At 51.9% G+C, this 15874-nt stretch carries 14 protein-coding genes and 1 pseudogene; 6 read left to right on the forward strand and 9 right to left on the reverse strand.

Annotated features, from left to right (window positions below; genetic code table 11):
• The first annotated feature begins 18 nt into the window (after positions 1-18).
• On the forward strand, positions 19-1179 hold the full coding sequence (gene hflX, locus HMPREF2872_RS06205; RefSeq protein WP_070632119.1) for a GTPase HflX: 1161 nt from the start codon (positions 19-21) through the stop codon (positions 1177-1179).
• 68 nt (positions 1180-1247) lie between these two features.
• Here the strand turns inward: hflX and HMPREF2872_RS12035 are convergent, their stop codons facing one another.
• Complete coding sequence (locus tag HMPREF2872_RS12035) at positions 1248-1373, reverse strand: hypothetical protein (protein ID WP_003678791.1); 126 nt, start codon at positions 1371-1373, stop codon at positions 1248-1250.
• Positions 1374-1734: 361 nt separating this feature from the next.
• On the opposite strand from HMPREF2872_RS12035, the gene HMPREF2872_RS06210 reads away from it, so the two are divergent.
• Both HMPREF2872_RS06210 and HMPREF2872_RS06215 read left to right on the forward strand, forming a co-directional pair.
• Positions 1735-4221 (forward strand): heavy metal translocating P-type ATPase, encoded by a 2487-nt coding sequence (locus HMPREF2872_RS06210; protein WP_070632122.1) that lies wholly within the window; start codon positions 1735-1737, stop codon positions 4219-4221.
• Between the two features lie 37 nt (positions 4222-4258).
• Positions 4259-4699, forward strand: a complete 441-nt coding sequence (locus HMPREF2872_RS06215) for a DNA polymerase III subunit chi (RefSeq protein ID WP_070632123.1) — start codon at positions 4259-4261, stop codon at positions 4697-4699.
• A 79-nt stretch (positions 4700-4778) separates the two neighbouring features.
• Here the strand turns inward: HMPREF2872_RS06215 and HMPREF2872_RS06220 are convergent, their stop codons facing one another.
• Positions 4779-5999: an aspartate kinase gene (locus tag HMPREF2872_RS06220; RefSeq protein WP_070632128.1), complete on the reverse strand. Its 1221-nt coding sequence runs from the start codon at positions 5997-5999 to the stop codon at positions 4779-4781.
• Positions 6000-6170: 171 nt separating this feature from the next.
• On the reverse strand, positions 6171-6899 hold the full coding sequence (gene rph, locus HMPREF2872_RS06225; RefSeq protein ID WP_003686003.1) for a ribonuclease PH: 729 nt from the start codon (positions 6897-6899) through the stop codon (positions 6171-6173).
• Between the two features lie 171 nt (positions 6900-7070).
• Here rph and HMPREF2872_RS06230 point away from each other — a divergent pair, with 171 nt between their 5' ends.
• From HMPREF2872_RS06230 to HMPREF2872_RS06240, 3 genes are all read left to right on the forward strand, one after another.
• On the forward strand, positions 7071-7925 hold the full coding sequence (locus tag HMPREF2872_RS06230) for a YicC/YloC family endoribonuclease (RefSeq protein ID WP_036473235.1): 855 nt from the start codon (positions 7071-7073) through the stop codon (positions 7923-7925).
• A 206-nt stretch (positions 7926-8131) separates the two neighbouring features.
• Positions 8132-9082, forward strand: a complete 951-nt coding sequence (locus HMPREF2872_RS06235) for a bile acid:sodium symporter family protein (protein WP_070632131.1) — start codon at positions 8132-8134, stop codon at positions 9080-9082.
• Positions 9083-9201: 119 nt separating this feature from the next.
• Positions 9202-9972: a sulfite exporter TauE/SafE family protein gene (locus tag HMPREF2872_RS06240; RefSeq protein WP_070632228.1), complete on the forward strand. Its 771-nt coding sequence runs from the start codon at positions 9202-9204 to the stop codon at positions 9970-9972.
• A 49-nt stretch (positions 9973-10021) separates the two neighbouring features.
• Here the strand turns inward: HMPREF2872_RS06240 and HMPREF2872_RS06245 are convergent, their stop codons facing one another.
• The 6 genes and pseudogenes from HMPREF2872_RS06245 to HMPREF2872_RS06265 all read right to left on the reverse strand — a co-directional run bounded on the left by HMPREF2872_RS06245 (position 10022) and on the right by HMPREF2872_RS06265 (position 15819).
• A complete protein-coding gene (locus HMPREF2872_RS06245; RefSeq protein WP_070632133.1) occupies positions 10022-11617 on the reverse strand; it encodes a peptide chain release factor 3 in 1596 nt (531 codons plus the stop codon).
• Positions 11618-11888: 271 nt separating this feature from the next.
• A pseudogene (gene rplF, locus HMPREF2872_RS12135) lies at positions 11889-11978 on the reverse strand (50S ribosomal protein L6); the annotation flags it as partial.
• A gap of 63 nt (positions 11979-12041) precedes the next feature.
• Positions 12042-12221 carry a hypothetical protein gene (locus HMPREF2872_RS06250; protein WP_000648250.1) on the reverse strand — a complete coding sequence of 60 codons (180 nt, stop codon included), beginning with the start codon at positions 12219-12221 and terminating at the stop codon, positions 12042-12044.
• A 19-nt stretch (positions 12222-12240) separates the two neighbouring features.
• Positions 12241-13344, reverse strand: coding sequence for an NADH-dependent flavin oxidoreductase (locus tag HMPREF2872_RS06255; protein WP_070632136.1), 1104 nt, complete (start codon positions 13342-13344; stop codon positions 12241-12243).
• Positions 13345-13462: 118 nt separating this feature from the next.
• On the reverse strand, positions 13463-14527 hold the full coding sequence (locus tag HMPREF2872_RS06260; protein ID WP_070632139.1) for a 2,3-butanediol dehydrogenase: 1065 nt from the start codon (positions 14525-14527) through the stop codon (positions 13463-13465).
• A 233-nt stretch (positions 14528-14760) separates the two neighbouring features.
• The gene (locus HMPREF2872_RS06265; RefSeq protein WP_070632142.1) at positions 14761-15819 is read right to left on the reverse strand and encodes a histone deacetylase family protein; all 1059 of its coding nucleotides are present in this window, start codon (positions 15817-15819) and stop codon (positions 14761-14763) included.
• Positions 15820-15874 lie beyond the last annotated feature (55 nt).

Genomic DNA, 15874 nt, shown 5'->3' on the forward strand with positions numbered 1-15874 from the left:
CGTCTGAAAGGAAATTTTTTGAGCAAGCGCAATCTGTTTTCCGTCGATAAATCTTTGGAAAAGCCCGAACGCGTCCTCTTGGTCGGCGTGATGCTGACGGCGGACTATTCCGGCGCAAACGAAACGCGCGAGCGCGGCTTTCAGACGGCCTTGACCGAAGCGGCAGAATTGGTAAACGCGGCTGGCGGCGATTTGGTTTCTATCGAAACTTCACGTCGCGATAAACCGCATCCGGCTTTGTTTGTCGGTACGGGCAAGGCGGAAGAGTTGGCGGCAGTGGTTAAGCAGCATGATGTCGGGCTGGTCGTGTTCAACCACGAACTCACGCCGACACAAGAGCGTAATCTGGAAAAAGAGCTTCAATGCCGCGTCCTCGACAGAGTGGGTTTGATTTTGGCGATTTTTGCCAAACGCGCCCAATCGCAGGAAGGTAAGTTGCAGGTGGAGCTGGCTCAGTTGAACCATTTGAGCGGACGGCTGGTGCGCGGTTATGGACATTTACAAAGTCAGAAGGGCGGTATCGGCTTGAAAGGGCCGGGTGAAACCCAGTTGGAAACCGACCGCCGTTTAATCGGACAAAAAATCACGGCATTGAAAAAACAGCTTGCCGATGTCCGCAAACAACGCGCCACGCGCCGCAAATCGCGCATGAGCGGCCGTCTGAAAACCTTTGCCATTGTCGGCTATACCAATGCCGGAAAATCCAGCCTGTTCAACCGCCTGACCAAAGCGGACGTATTGGCGAAAGATCAATTGTTCGCCACTTTGGATACCACTGCGCGTCGGCTTTTCCTGTCGCACGAGGCGAGCGTGATTTTGACCGATACCGTCGGCTTCGTCCGTGATTTGCCGCACAAGCTGGTGTCGGCGTTTTCTGCTACTTTGGAAGAGACGGCGATGGCGGATGTGCTGCTGCACGTCGTCGATGCGTCCAATCCCGATTTTGAACGGCAGATGGACGATGTCAACGAAGTCTTGGAAGAAATCGGCGCGCATGAAATTCCGCAATTGGTGGTGTACAACAAAATCGATTTGCTGCCGTCGGGTATGCGTGAAGCAGGCATTTTGCGCGACAATTCCGGGCATGCCGTCGGTGTGAATGTTTCCGTTGCAGAAAGTTTGGGCTTGGACGGTTTGCGCGAAGCAATGATTGAATTGGCCGTACAGCCAAGTGATTGATAGTATGGAATGAAACAAGGCCGTCTGAATGTTCAGACGGCCTTACCGTAAAATTTTAAATCCGAGGATTATGCCGACAGAGGGCTTTTCTTTTTGAACACGCTTTCGTAAAGCATCCAAGCGGCGAGGCTCAGGTATACGGTGCTGGACAAAATGCCGATAACGGCAAAGATAGGCATAAGGCGATCAATCATGGTGAGGTTTCCCAATAAGTTAGTTTTATAAGTAAATGTGTGTTTTTTTATTTCCGTCTTCGCGGAATGCCTAAAGTATGCTGCTTAAGTGGATTGAGGTCAATAAAAAATGTATTGTAATTTTTAAAAAAGTTCCATTTTTACATTAAAATAATTGGAAGTTTTTAAAGATAAACGGTATTTATATGTTACCGTTCATCATTTGACAAACGGTCAATACTTTGTTTTCTATGTTTTTTATAAAATTCGACAGTCTATTAATTCAAAAGTAAATGAAATGAGGCGGAAAAACGCTTTTTGCTAAAATGTAACACCCTGAGATGATTGTTTCAGGCCGTCTGAAAAATAAATCGAACACATTATGACATCTCCCACACATCCCCAAAAAAACTGCTTTCATTGCGGACTTGAAGTCCCGGAACATCTGCATCTGACGGTTCGTTTTGAAGACGAAGAACACGAAACCTGCTGCGCCGGTTGCCAAGCGGTAGCGCAGAGCATTATTGATGCAGGTTTGGGCAATTATTACAAACAGCGTACCGCCGACGCGGAAAAATCCGAATTGCCGCCGCCGGAAGTGTTGTCGCAATTAAAGCTATATGATTTGCCCGAAGTGCAGGCTGATTTTGTCGAGGTCGGCGCAGGGGATGAGCGCGAGGCGGTATTGATGCTGGGCGGCATTACCTGCGCCGCGTGTGTGTGGCTGATTGAACAACAGTTGTTGCGTATGAAGGGCGTGGTACGTGTGGATTTGAATTACAGCACCCACCGCTGCCGCGTGGTATGGGACAGCGCCCATATCGAATTGTCAGACATTCTGCTGAAAATCCGCCAAACCGGTTATACCGCCGCGCCTTATGATGCGCAAAAAATCGAAGCGCAGGCGCAGAAGGAACGCAAACAGTTTATCGTCAGATTGGCCGTGGCCGGTCTGGGTATGATGCAGACGATGATGTTTGCCCTGCCGACTTATTTTTACGGTGGCGACATCGAGCCGCTTTATTTGGAAATCCTGCATTGGGGCGGCTTTTTGATGGTGTTGCCCGTTGTGTTTTACAGCGCGTTGCCGTTTTACCGCGGCGCATGGCGCGACTGGAAAAACCGCCGTGTCGGCATGGATACGCCGATTGCCATTGCCATTGTGATGACCTTTATCGCCGGTATTTACAGCTTGGCTACCAACGCAGGGCAGGGCATGTATTTTGAATCCATCGCCATGTTGCTGTTTTTCCTGTTGGGCGGGCGTTTTATGGAACAGATTGCCCGACGCAAAGCAGGCGATGCGGCGGAGCGGTTGGTCAAACTGGTTCCGGCATTCTGCCACCGTTTGCCGTCTTATCCTGAAAGCGATGCCATCGAGGAAGCCGCGGTCGTCCGCCTCAATATCGGCGATACGATTGTTGTGAAACCCGGCGAAGTCATTCCGGTGGATGGTACGGTTTTGTCCGGTGAGAGTGAAGTTAACGAAGCCATGTTGACCGGCGAAAGCCTGCCCATTGTGAAAAGGCCGTCTGAAAAAGTAACCGCCGGCACGCTCAACACCAGCAGCCCTTTAATCATCCGCACCGATCATACCGGCGGCAACACGCGTTTGTCCCATATCGTTAAACTGCTCGACCGTGCGCTGGCGCAAAAACCGCGTGCCGCCGAGTTGGCCGAAAAATACGCATCCAGTTTTGTGTTTGGCGAACTTTTGCTTGCGATTCCCGTTTTTATCGGCTGGGCTTGGTATGCAGACGCACACACTGCCTTGTGGATTACCGTTGCCCTGCTGGTCATTACCTGCCCGTGTGCCTTGTCGCTCGCGACTCCGACCGCGCTGGCCGCTTCGACCGGTGCGCTGGCCAAAGACGGCATTCTCATCAGCGGCAAACAAAGTTTGGAAACGCTTGCCCAAATTGACGACGTCGTGTTCGACAAAACCGGTACGCTGACCAAAGGGCAGCTTTCCGTCAACCGTATGTTGCGCACAGGCCGTCTGAACGAAGCCCAAGCCCTTGCTATCGCCCAAGCATTGGAACGGCAATCCGAACACCCCATCGCCCGTGCTATTTTGAACCATACGCTTTCAGACGGCCTGGTATCCGCGCTTGATGTGAAAGTGCAGCAACGGGTCAACCGTATCGGACATGGTGTCAGCGCGCAAATCGAATTTGATGGCGAAACCCAAGTGTGGGCTTTGGGCAAAGCGGCGTTTGTTTCGGAAATTGCCGGTAATCTGCCTGAAACATTTGCCCATATCGACCACACGGGCGGCATTATTTTCTTGGGCAATCAAAGCGGTTTTCAGACGGCCTTTTTGCTGGAAGACCAAATCAAAGACAGCGCCACTGAAATGTTGCAAAACCTAAAACAACACGGCATCCGTCTGCACCTTTTAAGCGGCGACCGTCAGGCTGCCGTAGCCCAAGTCGCGCAAGAGCTAGGCTTGGATGCCTATCGTGCCGAAGCCACGCCTGAAGACAAGCTGGCTTATGTAGAAAATCTGCAAAAACAAGGGCGTAAAGTCATGATGATCGGCGACGGTATCAACGATGCCCCCGTCCTTGCCCAAGCCGACGTATCGGCCGCCGTGGCCACGAGTGTCGATGTAGCGCGAGACGGTGCCGATGTGGTTTTGCTCAATGACGATTTAAACGTTTTGCCCGTGATGATGGAACAGGCACGCCGCACCCATCAAATCATCCGCCAAAACCTGACTTGGGCGAGCGCATACAATCTGGTTGCCGTTCCTCTGGCCGTATTTGGTTACGTGACCCCGTGGATCGCCGCGCTCGGCATGAGTTTCAGCTCGCTGCTGGTGTTGGGCAATGCCTTGAGATTGTTGAAAACCAAAAAGGCCGTCTGAAAACGGCAAATCTATTGCTCAAACGAAAGAATACGCCATGCCTAAAGCCACTTTTTATACACACGTCGCCCAACCGGCCGCCTTTGCCTGCCGCCTGATTGCGCGCGCCATACGCGATGGCGGGCAGATTTTGGTGTGGTCGGATTCTTCTGCGGCAGTGCAGCAACTAGACGTTGATTTATGGCAGCAGATTCCCGAAAGCTTTATTCCGCATGAAGTCTGGCTGCCTACCGACCCCATGCCGTCTGAAACGCCGGTATTGCTTGCGTTTGGAAACGCATTGCCGAATATTCCGCAAGATTGCACGGTTTTGAACCTGTCTGCCGATTTTTGGAGCCAAGCCCCGGCCATTCCAAACCGTATCCTTGAAATTGTAGGCAACAGCTTGGAAGATTTAGCCGAAGCCCGAGACCGTTTCCGAGCTTATCGTCAGAGCGAATTTGAGATTGAGCATTTTTCGAGAGAAGGGAAGGATTGAGTATTGAAACAGCAAAGTTTTAATATAAAAGGCCGTCTAAAACAATAAAGTTTCAGACGGTCTTTTTAATAGGCTGGAATTAGTTACCTAAGTCGAATGCTTTATGCAGAACGCGGGTGGCCAGTTCCATGTATTTTTCGTCAATCAGGACGGATACTTTGATTTCGGAAGTTGAAATCATTTGGATGTTGATGCCTTCTTCTGCGAGGGTGCGGAAGATTTTGGCTGCTACGCCGACGTGTGAACGCATGCCCAAGCCGACTGCGGAGACTTTGCATACGGTGTCGTCGCCGTCGATGTAGGCGGCGCCGATGCTGTCTTGGCGTTGTTGCAGCAGTTCGATGGTTTGTTTGTAGTCACCGCGTGGAACGGTGAAGGAGAAATCGGTTGTGCCTTCGCTGCCGACATTTTGGATGATCATGTCGACTTCGATGTTGGCATCGGCAACTGCGCCGAGGATTTGGTAGGCAACGCCGGGTTTATCAGGTACGCCGCGTACGTTGATGCGTGCTTGGTTTTTGTCGAATGCGATACCGGTTACGGCTGCTCTTTCCATGTTGTCGTCCTCTTCAAAGGTAATCAGGGTGCCGTTGCCGCCATCTTGCAGGCTGCTGAGTACGCGCAGGCGCACTTTGTATTTTCCGGCGAATTCTACGGAGCGGATTTGTAAAACTTTTGAACCGAGGCTGGCCAGTTCGATCATTTCTTCAAATGTAACCGTGTCCATGCGGCGCGCTTCGGGTACGACACGCGGGTCGGTGGTGTAAACGCCGTCCACGTCGGTGTAAATTTGGCATTCGTCGGCTTTGAGGGCTGCGGCGATGGCAACGGCGGAGGTGTCCGAACCGCCGCGGCCTAGGGTTGAGATATTGCCTTCGCTGCTGATGCCTTGGAAACCGGCTACGATAACGACTTTTCCGGCGGCCAAATCGGCACGCATTTTCTCGTTGTCGATGTTTTCGATGCGGGCTTTGGTGTGGGAAGTGTCGGTTTGGAGGGCGACTTGCCAGCCGGTGTAGCTCTTGGCGTCAACGCCGATGTCTTTCAGGGCCATGGCCAGCAGGCCGATGGTCACTTGTTCGCCGGTGGCAAGGACGACGTCGAGTTCGCGCGGATCGGGATGTTCTTGCATTTCGTGCGCCAGTGCGACCAGTCGGTTGGTTTCTCCGCTCATGGCGGATACGACGACTACGATGTCGTGTCCTTCGGCGCGGGCTTTGGCGACACGTTTGGCTACGTTTTTGATGCGTTCGGGCGAGCCTACTGATGTGCCGCCGTATTTATGTACGATTAACGCCATGTTTCGTGCTTTCTTGTGGGGGTTGTCGGGCAGCTTGGTTTGCTGGAAAAAGGGTTATTATTACTATTTTTTACATGGAATTCAAGGATGGAACGCGCTTTTTTGAGTAAATGCGCATAAAAGGATTTTGTTGAAAAAGGCCGTCTGAAAGTTTTCAGACGGCCTTGCTGATTATCGGGCTAAAAGGGCTGCCTGCTGGTGTTGAACCAATTCGGCAATGCCTTTATGCGCGAGGGCAATGAGTTTGCCCAATTCTTCGATGCTAAACGGTGCGCCTTCGGCCGTACCTTGGATTTCGATGATTTTGCCGGATGCGGTCATGATGATGTTAACGTCGCTGTCGCAGCCTGAATCTTCGGGATAGTCCAAGTCCAAAAGCGGTACACCGCCCACTACGCCGGCAGAAACGGCGGCAACGGCTTCTCGGATGGGGTTTTCGCTGATAAGGCCGTCTGAAAGGAGTTTGTCTACGGCGATTTGCAGGGCAACGTAGGCGCCAGTAATGGAAGCGGTACGCGTGCCGCCGTCAGCTTGGATAACGTCGCAGTCAATCAGGATTTGGCGTTCGCCGAGTTTTTCCATATCGACGACAGCGCGTAGCGAGCGGCCGATCAGGCGTTGGATTTCTTGTGTGCGGCCGGACTGTTTGCCTGCGGCGGCTTCACGGCGCATACGGGAGGCAGTGGAAGCCGGCAACATGCCGTATTCGGCCGTTACCCAGCCTTGTTCTTTACCGCGCAGAAAAGGGGGAACGTTTTCGTCGATGGAGGCCGTGCAAATCACTTTGGTGTTGCCGCACTCGATAAGGCAGGAACCATCGGCATGTGGCAGGAAATTGGGGGTGATTTTAATGTTGCGCAGGCTGTCGGCGGCGCGGCCGGTGCGGGTGTAGTCGCTCATGATGGTCCTTTGGGGAGAATAAAAAACAGGTTGCCTTGAATTATAGAGGAATTTGGCACCAAAGGCCGTCTGAAAATCGTCGGTCGGGTGTGTTATAGTGTCCATACTTTCACTCGTATTTGGAAACGGAGTAAAACCATGGCTACAAGACGAACTATTCAAATCCACAGCATGACCGGCTTTGCCAATGCCGCAGGCGAATGCGGCGGCAAGCGGATTAATTTGGAAATCCGCGCGGTCAACCATCGTTATTTGGATGTCCAATTCCGTATGCCGGAAGAGCTGCGCTATTTGGAAGGCGCATTACGCGAACAGATTGCCGCGGCTGTGGCACGCGGTAAATTGGAGTGCCGTGTTCAGCTGCAAGATGCGGCTTCTGGTGGACAGACTTTGGAAGTCAATCAGGATTTGGTCGCACAGCTGGCGCATTTAAACAAAGAATGGCGTAAGGAACACAATTTCGGCAAGCTGAGCGTGGCCGACGTTTTGCGTTTCCCCGGCGTTTTGGCAGGTCAGAGCGAAGACTCCGAGGCCTTGGCGAAAGGTGTTAAAGATTTATTGACCGACGCGTTGAAAGAGTTCACAGCCGCCCGCAAACGTGAAGGCAAAAAACTGGGCGAACATTTGCTGCAACGTCTGACCGCTATGGAAGAGATTGTGGATGCTTTGAACGAGCTGTTCCCAAGCCTGCTGCAAGCGCATATGGATAAAGTCAAAGCCCGTTTGGCGGAAGCCGTCGGCAACATCGACAATGACCGCCTGCAACAGGAATTTGCTTTGTTTATTCAGAAATCTGATGTGGATGAAGAATTCAGCCGTTTGCGCACCCATATCGCAGAAGTGCGCCGCATTGTTACCGAAGGCAAGGGCAGCGCAGGCAAACGCTTAGACTTCTTGATGCAAGAGTTGAATCGTGAAGCTAATACCTTGGGCAGCAAAGCCATCGCCGCCGAATGTACGCAAGCATCGGTAGAACTGAAAGTCTTGATCGAACAAATGCGCGAACAGGTTCAAAATATCGAATAAATCGATCATGAACGGATAGGATAAGGCCGTCTGAAAAGGTTTCAGACGGCCTTTGTGTTGATATTGGGTGGAATCGGTGTGGTGTGTTTTTAAACATTATTGGATGGCGGATTTCCTGTTTCGTTACTGTAATTGCACACAAGAGTTAACATGTGTTAAATTATGATAATTACTGTCATGATAAAAACATACACAGGAGAAAAATAATGAACTTTCTGACCGCTATCAGTCGGCAAATGACCCGCTTCACCGCCCTGATTATCGTCCTTGCCTCCATCATCGCCTTTATCGAACCTGCCACTTTTTCGTGGGTGAAAGGCGATACGCAAGTTGTCGTACTCGGCATTATCATGCTCAGTATGGGCATGACTTTAGGCAAAGAGGATTATCAAATTTTGGCGCAACGTCCGCTCGACATTTTCATCGGCGCCATCGCCCAATACACCATCATGCCGCTGCTCGCCATCGGCATTGCCAAAGCCTTTGACCTTTCGCCCGGATTGACGCTGGGTTTGGTTTTGGTCGGTACTTGTCCGGGCGGTGTTTCGTCCAATATCATGAGTTTTTTGGCTAAAGGCGATGTTGCCTTTTCGGTTGGCATGACGACTGTTTCTACCGTCCTCGCTCCTGTGATGACGCCATTGTGGATGACTTATCTTGTTGGTCAAACCGTCGAAATGGACGGCTGGGGTATGTTCAAGTTTATGTTGCTCGTTACCCTGCTGCCTGTCGTTATCGGCTCTGCCGCCAATATCTTGCTGCATAAAAAACATTGGTTTGAAGACGTACGCGCGATTATGCCTGCCGTTGCCGTTGTCGCGTTTGCCTGCATTGTCGGCGGCGTTGCTGCCGTTCACGGACACCGCTTTGCTGAATCCGCTTTCGTGATGGTACTCGCCATCGCTGCCCACAACATCGGCGGCTACATCCTCGGCTATTACAGCGGTGCGCTGACCGACATGAACACCGCCAAAAAACGCACCCTTGCCATCGAAGTTGGCGTACAAAATGCCGGACTTGCCACCGGTTTGAGTGCTAAATTCTTCCCCGGCAATGCCGAGTCTGCCGTTGCCGCCGCCGTTGCCTGCGTTTGGCACTCTGTATCGGGAACGGTTTTGGGCAACTTGTTTGCATGGTGGGACAAGCGTAAGCAATAAGCTGTAAACATTGCCAAATAACAAAAGGCCGTCTGAACGTATGGTTTTCAGACGGCCTTGTAGGTTGTCAGGACAGGCAAACACGCGCAAAATCGCTTTGCTTTTTTGAGATGGGCATTATGCTTGCAGATTCGTTTTTTTATTATCTGGTATTGGTCGGCTTTGCCGCCGGGCTGATGGATGCGGCCGTTGGCGGCGGAGGGCTGTTGCAGATTCCCGGATTGTTCAACCTATTGCCAAACGCTATACCTGTGGCTTCAGTGATGGGTGTCAATAAATTTGCTTCCTGTTGCGGCACGTTAACCGCGACGGGGCAATATCTGCGCCGAATCCCCGTGCCGTGGAAAATGCTGTTGCCTGCGGCGGCGTTGGCGTTTGCTGCTTCATATTTGGGCGCGAAAACGGTGGTGTATTTCCCCGTGCAATACATGAAACCGGCGATGTTGGTCATCATGCTTGCTATGTGTCTGTACACTTTTTTGAAAAAAGACTTGGGGCAGACGGTACGCACTGAAAAGCTGACACGCCGCGAAACCTTGTGGGGCTTGTTTTTCGGCGCGTTAATCGGGTTTTACGACGGTGTGTTCGGGCCGGGAACGGGCAGCCTGCTGGCTTTCGTGTTCGTCCGCTTTTACGGCTACGATTTTTTAGCGGCGAACGCTTCGGCAAAGGTCATCAATTCGACCACCAATCTTGCTGCGCTGACGTTTTTTATCCCGCAAGACCATGTTGTGTGGGCATGGGCGATACCGTTGGCCGTGGCGAATTTATGCGGCGGCGTGGTCGGCGCGCGCTTGGCAATGCGCGGCGGAACCAAGCTGCTGCGTTACGGATTTATGTTGCTGCTGTGCCTGACCATTGGAAAGTTTGCTTGGGATTTATTGGGTTGATATCGAATGAAAAAAAGGCCGTCTGAATGTTTCAGACGGCCTTTGCGTTTTACAGTTTAACCGAATGCTCGCGTGTTTCATGGAACACGATGTCCGGCCAGCGTTCTTGCGTGAGTCCCAGATTCACGCGGTTAGGTGCGAGGTAGGCGAGGTTGCCGCCGGCGTCGATGGAGAGGTTGCCCGCGTTGGCTCTTTCAAACTCCGCCAGCTTTTTCTTGTCTTCGCACGATACCCAGCGCGCCGACCAGATGGATGCACTGTCGAACACGGCTTCCACGCCGTATTCGTTGGCGAGGCGCGAGGTAACGACTTCAAACTGCAACACGCCGACCGCGCCCAAAATCAAATCCGCGCCGCTCATCGGTTTGAAGACCTGCACCGCGCCTTCTTCGCCGAGCTGTTGCAAACCTTTTTGCAGTTGCTTGATTTTAAGCGGGTTTTTGATGCGGACGATGCGGAACAGTTCGGGCGCGAAGAAGGGGATGCCGGTGAACGCCAGTTGTTCGCCTTCGGAGAAGCTGTCGCCGATTTGGATGTTGCCGTGGTTCGGAATGCCGATGATGTCGCCCGCGTAGGCTTCTTCCACTAGCTCGCGGTCGTGTGACATGAATGTAACCACGCTGGAGGCGGCGATTTCGCGGTTGATGCGCAGGTGTTTCATCTTCATGCCGCGCTCGAATTTGCCGGAGCAGACGCGCAAAAAGGCGATGCGGTCGCGGTGTTTCGGGTCCATATTGGCTTGGATTTTAAAGATAAATCCGGAAAATTTCGGCTCGTCCGGCTCGACCATGCGTACGGTCGCGTCGCGCGGTTTCGGCGCGGGCGCCCAGTCGATCAATGAATTGAGGATTTCCTGAATACCGAAGTTGTTAATCGCCGAGCCGAAGAACACGGGCGTGAGTTCGCCGGCGAGGAATTCGTCGAGATTAAATTCGTTAGAAGCCGCCTGCACCAATTCGATTTCGTCACGCAACTGTTGGATTTCCAATGGAAAGCGTTGTTCCAATTCGGGATTATTGATGCCTTTGATGATGTCGAACTCGTGCGGCAGGCGTTCGCCGCCGGCTTCAAAGAGATAGATTTCGTCGTTCAGGATGTGGTACACGCCCTTGAAGTTTTTGCCCATGCCGATCGGCCAAGTGACGGGCGCGCAGCGGATTTTTAAAATATTTTCCACTTCGTCCAGCAATTCCAAGGAATCGCGTACTTCGCGGTCGTATTTGTTCATGAACGTGACAATCGGCGTATTGCGCAGGCGGCAGACGTTCAAGAGTTTGATGGTTTGCGCTTCCACGCCTTTTGCCGCGTCGATGACCATCAACGCGCTGTCGACGGCAGTCAATACGCGGTAGGTATCTTCGGAGAAGTCTTGGTGTCCCGGCGTGTCCAAGAGGTTGACGGTATGGTCTTTGTAGTCGAACTGCATTACGGACGAGGCCACGGAAATGCCGCGCTGCTTCTCGATTTCCATCCAGTCGGAGGTGGCGAATTTGCCGGTTTTCTTGCCTTTTACCGTACCCGCGCTTTGAATCGCGCCTGAAAACAACAGCAGTTTTTCGGTCAGCGTGGTTTTACCCGCGTCGGGGTGGGAGATGATGGCAAACGTGCGGCGGCGGCGCACTTGGTCGAGGATTTCTTGGGACATGGTTTTCTTTGCAAAAAGTTTCAGGCCGTTTTTTCAGACGGCCTGAAGGATATGGGTGTTGGAAAACAGGCTAAAATAAGGGCGTGTGCAACACGCCCTGCAATAGATTGAAAGATGCGGAATTGTACAAAAAAATGCTTGATAATTCAATGTTTGCACTAAGACAAAGGCCGTCTGAAAAGTTTCAGACGGCCTTTGTTTATAAATCGATGATTAAATATCCATCGGTTTCCATTCCGCGCCTTTTACCGGCGGCAGCCATGATTGCGTATTTAGGTCCTTTTACAGTTATTACGTTGTCATTGTTAGTGAGTTCAACACCAGCAGGCAACACGATAACTTTATTACCAATACGTGACATGTTTATTTTCTCCTGTTAGATTGTCAGGCCACAAGGGCCAGTTTTCACGGGGGGGCATTCGGATTAGAGCAAACCTAGTTTCTTTCGAAAAGCTTTGACAAATTCCTGATATTCTGTCAATACATCAATAGCCGCAGGACTATAACCAATTTCACATAAAAGAGATACAAGGTCATCTTTTGACAATTCAGCCAAAGCGTCTTCTGCAACAATAAGTTTTTCATTCAATTCAGTAGCTTTCATCTTTTTCTCCTAAACTAATTTACTCTCTATTTAGCTGACCGCTGGAGGCAAAGCCCCACAAGGTGTCGGGGAGGCCGTAATGGTCGGCACGCGTTGGGTCGAGTTGCGTTTCGATTTCATCTTCGCGGCCTTCACGGATTTGTGTGGCGATGTGCGGATTAATCATCACGGTTTTGCCCAATGCGATAAATTCTGCCCAGCCGGTTTCATAGGCAGCCAAAATTTGATCGGCGGTAAACAGGTTGCCCACGCCGATAAGCGGCAGTTTGCCATTGATACGGTCGTGGATAAACTGTATACGGGTTTGCGCCGTATCGCCGCCGCGTCGGATTTTTTTGTCGAACTCCCACAAGGAAACGTGCAGGTATTGTAGCGGCTTCTGTATCAGCGCGTCAATCAGTGCGCCGGTTTCGGTCATGGTCAGCCCGTCTTCGCCTGCTTCTTCGGGCGAGAAGCGGTAGCCGATGATGAAGTCGTTGCGCTGGTGTTTTTCACGAACGGCGGTGATAGCATCGACGACGGCGAGCGGGAAACGCATTCTGTTTTTCAAGCTGCCGCCCCATTTGTCGCTGCGGCGGTTGCTTTGGGCTGAGTAAAACTGTTGGATTAAATAGCCGTTCGCGCCGTGGATTTCTACGCCGTCAAAACCGGCACGAAGCGCCAAATCGGCGGCTTGCGCATAAGAGGCGATGAGTGCTTCGACTTCTTTTGCGGTCGCTTCGCGTGCGTGTTCGGCTTCGCTGGCGGAAGCGCTGATTTTATCGAGACCGTCCAAAAGGTCATCCATGGCTTTGGAACCGCCGTGATGAATTTGTAAAATTGCTTTTGCGCCTTGCTGTTGCAGGATTTGTGCGGTTTCTTTCAGGCTGTCGAGGCAGTGTTCGCCTGTGGCTTCAGGTTGGCCGTGAAAGGCTTTGCCGTCTTTTTGAACCAAAGTGGCGGCAGTGATAAACAAGCCCATATCGCCTGCGCGGTTGCTGAGGAAGGTACGCTCTTGGTCGCTGATTGAACCGTCGGCTTGTGAGCCGAAATGGGTCATGGGGGCGACAACAAGGCGGTTTTTGATGGTTACGCCATTATTGAGGGTGTATGTTTGAAAGAGTGGGGCGTATTTTGGATTCATGGAGTTTTACTCTTGATAAGTGAATGGTTGGCAGAGAATTGGGCCATTCGGGAATTTATCAAGTAAACAGGCCGTCTGAAAAGTTTCAGACGGCCTGTTTATTCTTTAAGCCTTAGGATTAAAGATTAGGATTGACAATGATTTTTACTGCGGATTCGTTGTTGTGAATCAAACGCTCGAAGCCTTCGGAAATCAGCTCGTCCAGCTTGATGCGCTGGGTGATGAAAGGTTCGAGGTTGATTTTGCCTTCTTCTACCAGTTTGATGGTTTCGGCGTGGTCGTTACAGTAGGCGATGGTGCCGCGCACGTCCAGCTCTTTCATCACGACGCTGTGGACGTTGATGGTGGCGGGGTGGCTCCAAATGGATACGATGACCAAATTGGCGGCAGGTTTGCAGGCGGCCACCAAAGTATCCAGAACTTTGTTCACGCTGGTGCATTCGAATGCGACGTCTACGCCTTCGCCGTTGGTCAGTTTTTTCACTTCTTCGACGACATCGACTTCGGACGGGTCGAGGATGTAATCGGCAACGCCGGATTCGCGGGCTTTGTCTTTGCGCGCCTTGCTCAATTCGGTGATGATGACTTTGATGCCTTTGGCTTTCAGTACGGCAGCCAACAGCAAACCGATTGGGCCTGCGCCGCCGACCAAGGCGACGTCGCCTTCTTTCGCGCCACTGCGTACATAAGCATGGTGGCCGACAGACAGAGGCTCAATCAAAGCAGCTTGGTCCAATGGGATTTTGTCGGAAATAGGGTGTACCCAACGGCGTTTGACGGCGATTTTTTCAGACAAGCCGCCACCGCAGCCGCCCAAGCCGATGAAGTTCATGTCTTTGGAGAGGTGGTAGTTGCTGCCTTCGCCGGTCGGTACGTCATCGCGGATGATGTAGGGTTCGACCACGACGTGTTGGCCGACTTTGATGTCGTCCACGCCTTCGCCTACGGCATAAACCACGCCGGAGAACTCGTGACCCATGGTGACTGGTGCTGACTCGCCTGAGATTGGGTGTGGATGGCCGCAAGGCGGAATGAAAATCGGGCCTTCCATGAATTCGTGCAGGTCGGTACCGCAGATACCGCACCACGCAACATTAATGCCGACAGTACCCGGAGCTACGGTTGGCTCTGGAATGTCTTCGATGCGGATGTCGCCTTTGTTGTAAAAACGTGCTGCTTTCATTGTAACGCTCCTTTTTTTAAATGGAGGCCGTCTGAAAAAGACGGTCAATTGGGGAAAGGGTAGCAGTGAGGTGTGTGAACTATTTTTATTTGTACGTTTTATTTTTATTATTTTACTACTGATAATATGGAAATGGTTTGTCTTTGCTCAAATTAAGGTGTGTAAATGAAGAAAAGGACGTCTGAAACAGATAATATGTTTTCAGACAGCTTGGGGTCGATAGTTTAAATGCGTTATGGTGTAGGATTGTTACTTTTACCGCGCTTCAAATGCTTTTGGTAGGCGATGACGTAATCGGCCTTGCTCAAGCCTGCCAATACGCGGATGTGGGCGGCGGCGGATTTGGACAGGGATTCCAAGGTATATCCGCCTTCCAGTACGGAAACGACACGTCCCTGACAGCTTGCCGTTGCTTGGACGATTTTGTGCGTCAGCCAGGCAAAATCGGCTTCATGCAGGTTCAGACGGCCTGTTTCGTCTTGTTTGTGTCCGTCAAAACCGGCTGAAAGCAACACCAACTCGGGACGGAAAGCCGTGAGCTTGGGCAGCCATTGTTCGCGGATGGTCGTGCGGAAGATACGGCTGCCTGTGCCCGGTTTGAGGGGCGTATGCAGCATATTCTTATTGCCGGCGTATTGTTCCGCCTGAGGGAAGGGGAAGATGTCGGTTTCAAACAGGTTGAAAAACATCACGCGCGGATCGTCTTGGAGAATCTCCGCCGTACCATCGCCGAAGTGGACGTCGAAATCGATGACGGCGATGCGTTGCAGGCGGTATTGGGCAATGGCGTGCATCACGCCGGCGGCAACGTTGTTGATCAGGCAAAAGCCGCCGGCGCTGTTGCTGTGGGCATGGTGGCCTGGCGGGCGGATGGCGCAAAAAGCATGCCAGGCCTTTTTGTTCATCACCATATCGACTGCTTTGACAACGGCTCCGGCCGCAAAACGGGCGGCTTTAAGGGAGTCGTGGCAGATGACCGTATCGTCGTCGATACGGTGGATTTTGCCGGGAAGCGGCTGGGCGGCCTCCAATTCGTGCAGATAGTTGCGCGAGTGAACCAATGCCAGTTGCGCATCTTTTATTTCGGGTGCTTCAGCGGTTTGCAGATGACGCCAGATGCCTTCCTTTTTTAAGGCGGCTTGAATGGCGCTGATGCGTTCGGGCTTGTCGGGGTGGTTGGTGCCCGGCTGATGCTGCAAAAATATCGGATGGGAAATCCATACGGTGCGGGCGTTTTTGCCAAACAAACGGCGTAGGCGGGTGCTGATGCGCCAAAGGATTTTTTTGAACATGGAACAGTATGTGTCGGACAAGTCGTAAAGACTGCTAAATATGGTTAATAAATAC

The sequence above is a fragment of the Neisseria sp. HMSC069H12 genome (assembly GCF_001812735.1).
Lineage (GTDB): Bacteria > Pseudomonadota > Gammaproteobacteria > Burkholderiales > Neisseriaceae > Neisseria > Neisseria subflava.

Coding starts and splice junctions, on each gene's coding strand:
- HMPREF2872_RS12035 (WP_003678791.1), bottom strand. CDS start 1,373: ATGATTGATCGCCTTATGCCTATCTTTGCCGTTATCGGCATTTTGTCC.
- HMPREF2872_RS06210 (WP_070632122.1), top strand. CDS start 1,735: ATGACATCTCCCACACATCCCCAAAAAAACTGCTTTCATTGCGGACTT.
- HMPREF2872_RS06215 (WP_070632123.1), top strand. CDS start 4,259: ATGCCTAAAGCCACTTTTTATACACACGTCGCCCAACCGGCCGCCTTT.
- HMPREF2872_RS06220 (WP_070632128.1), bottom strand. CDS start 5,999: ATGGCGTTAATCGTACATAAATACGGCGGCACATCAGTAGGCTCGCCC.
- rph (WP_003686003.1), bottom strand. CDS start 6,899: ATGAGCGACTACACCCGCACCGGCCGCGCCGCCGACAGCCTGCGCAAC.
- HMPREF2872_RS06230 (WP_036473235.1), top strand. CDS start 7,071: ATGACCGGCTTTGCCAATGCCGCAGGCGAATGCGGCGGCAAGCGGATT.
- HMPREF2872_RS06235 (WP_070632131.1), top strand. CDS start 8,132: ATGAACTTTCTGACCGCTATCAGTCGGCAAATGACCCGCTTCACCGCC.
- HMPREF2872_RS06240 (WP_070632228.1), top strand. CDS start 9,202: ATGCTTGCAGATTCGTTTTTTTATTATCTGGTATTGGTCGGCTTTGCC.
- HMPREF2872_RS06245 (WP_070632133.1), bottom strand. CDS start 11,617: ATGTCCCAAGAAATCCTCGACCAAGTGCGCCGCCGCCGCACGTTTGCC.
- HMPREF2872_RS06250 (WP_000648250.1), bottom strand. CDS start 12,221: ATGAAAGCTACTGAATTGAATGAAAAACTTATTGTTGCAGAAGACGCT.
- HMPREF2872_RS06255 (WP_070632136.1), bottom strand. CDS start 13,344: ATGAATCCAAAATACGCCCCACTCTTTCAAACATACACCCTCAATAAT.
- HMPREF2872_RS06260 (WP_070632139.1), bottom strand. CDS start 14,527: ATGAAAGCAGCACGTTTTTACAACAAAGGCGACATCCGCATCGAAGAC.
- HMPREF2872_RS06265 (WP_070632142.1), bottom strand. CDS start 15,819: ATGTTCAAAAAAATCCTTTGGCGCATCAGCACCCGCCTACGCCGTTTG.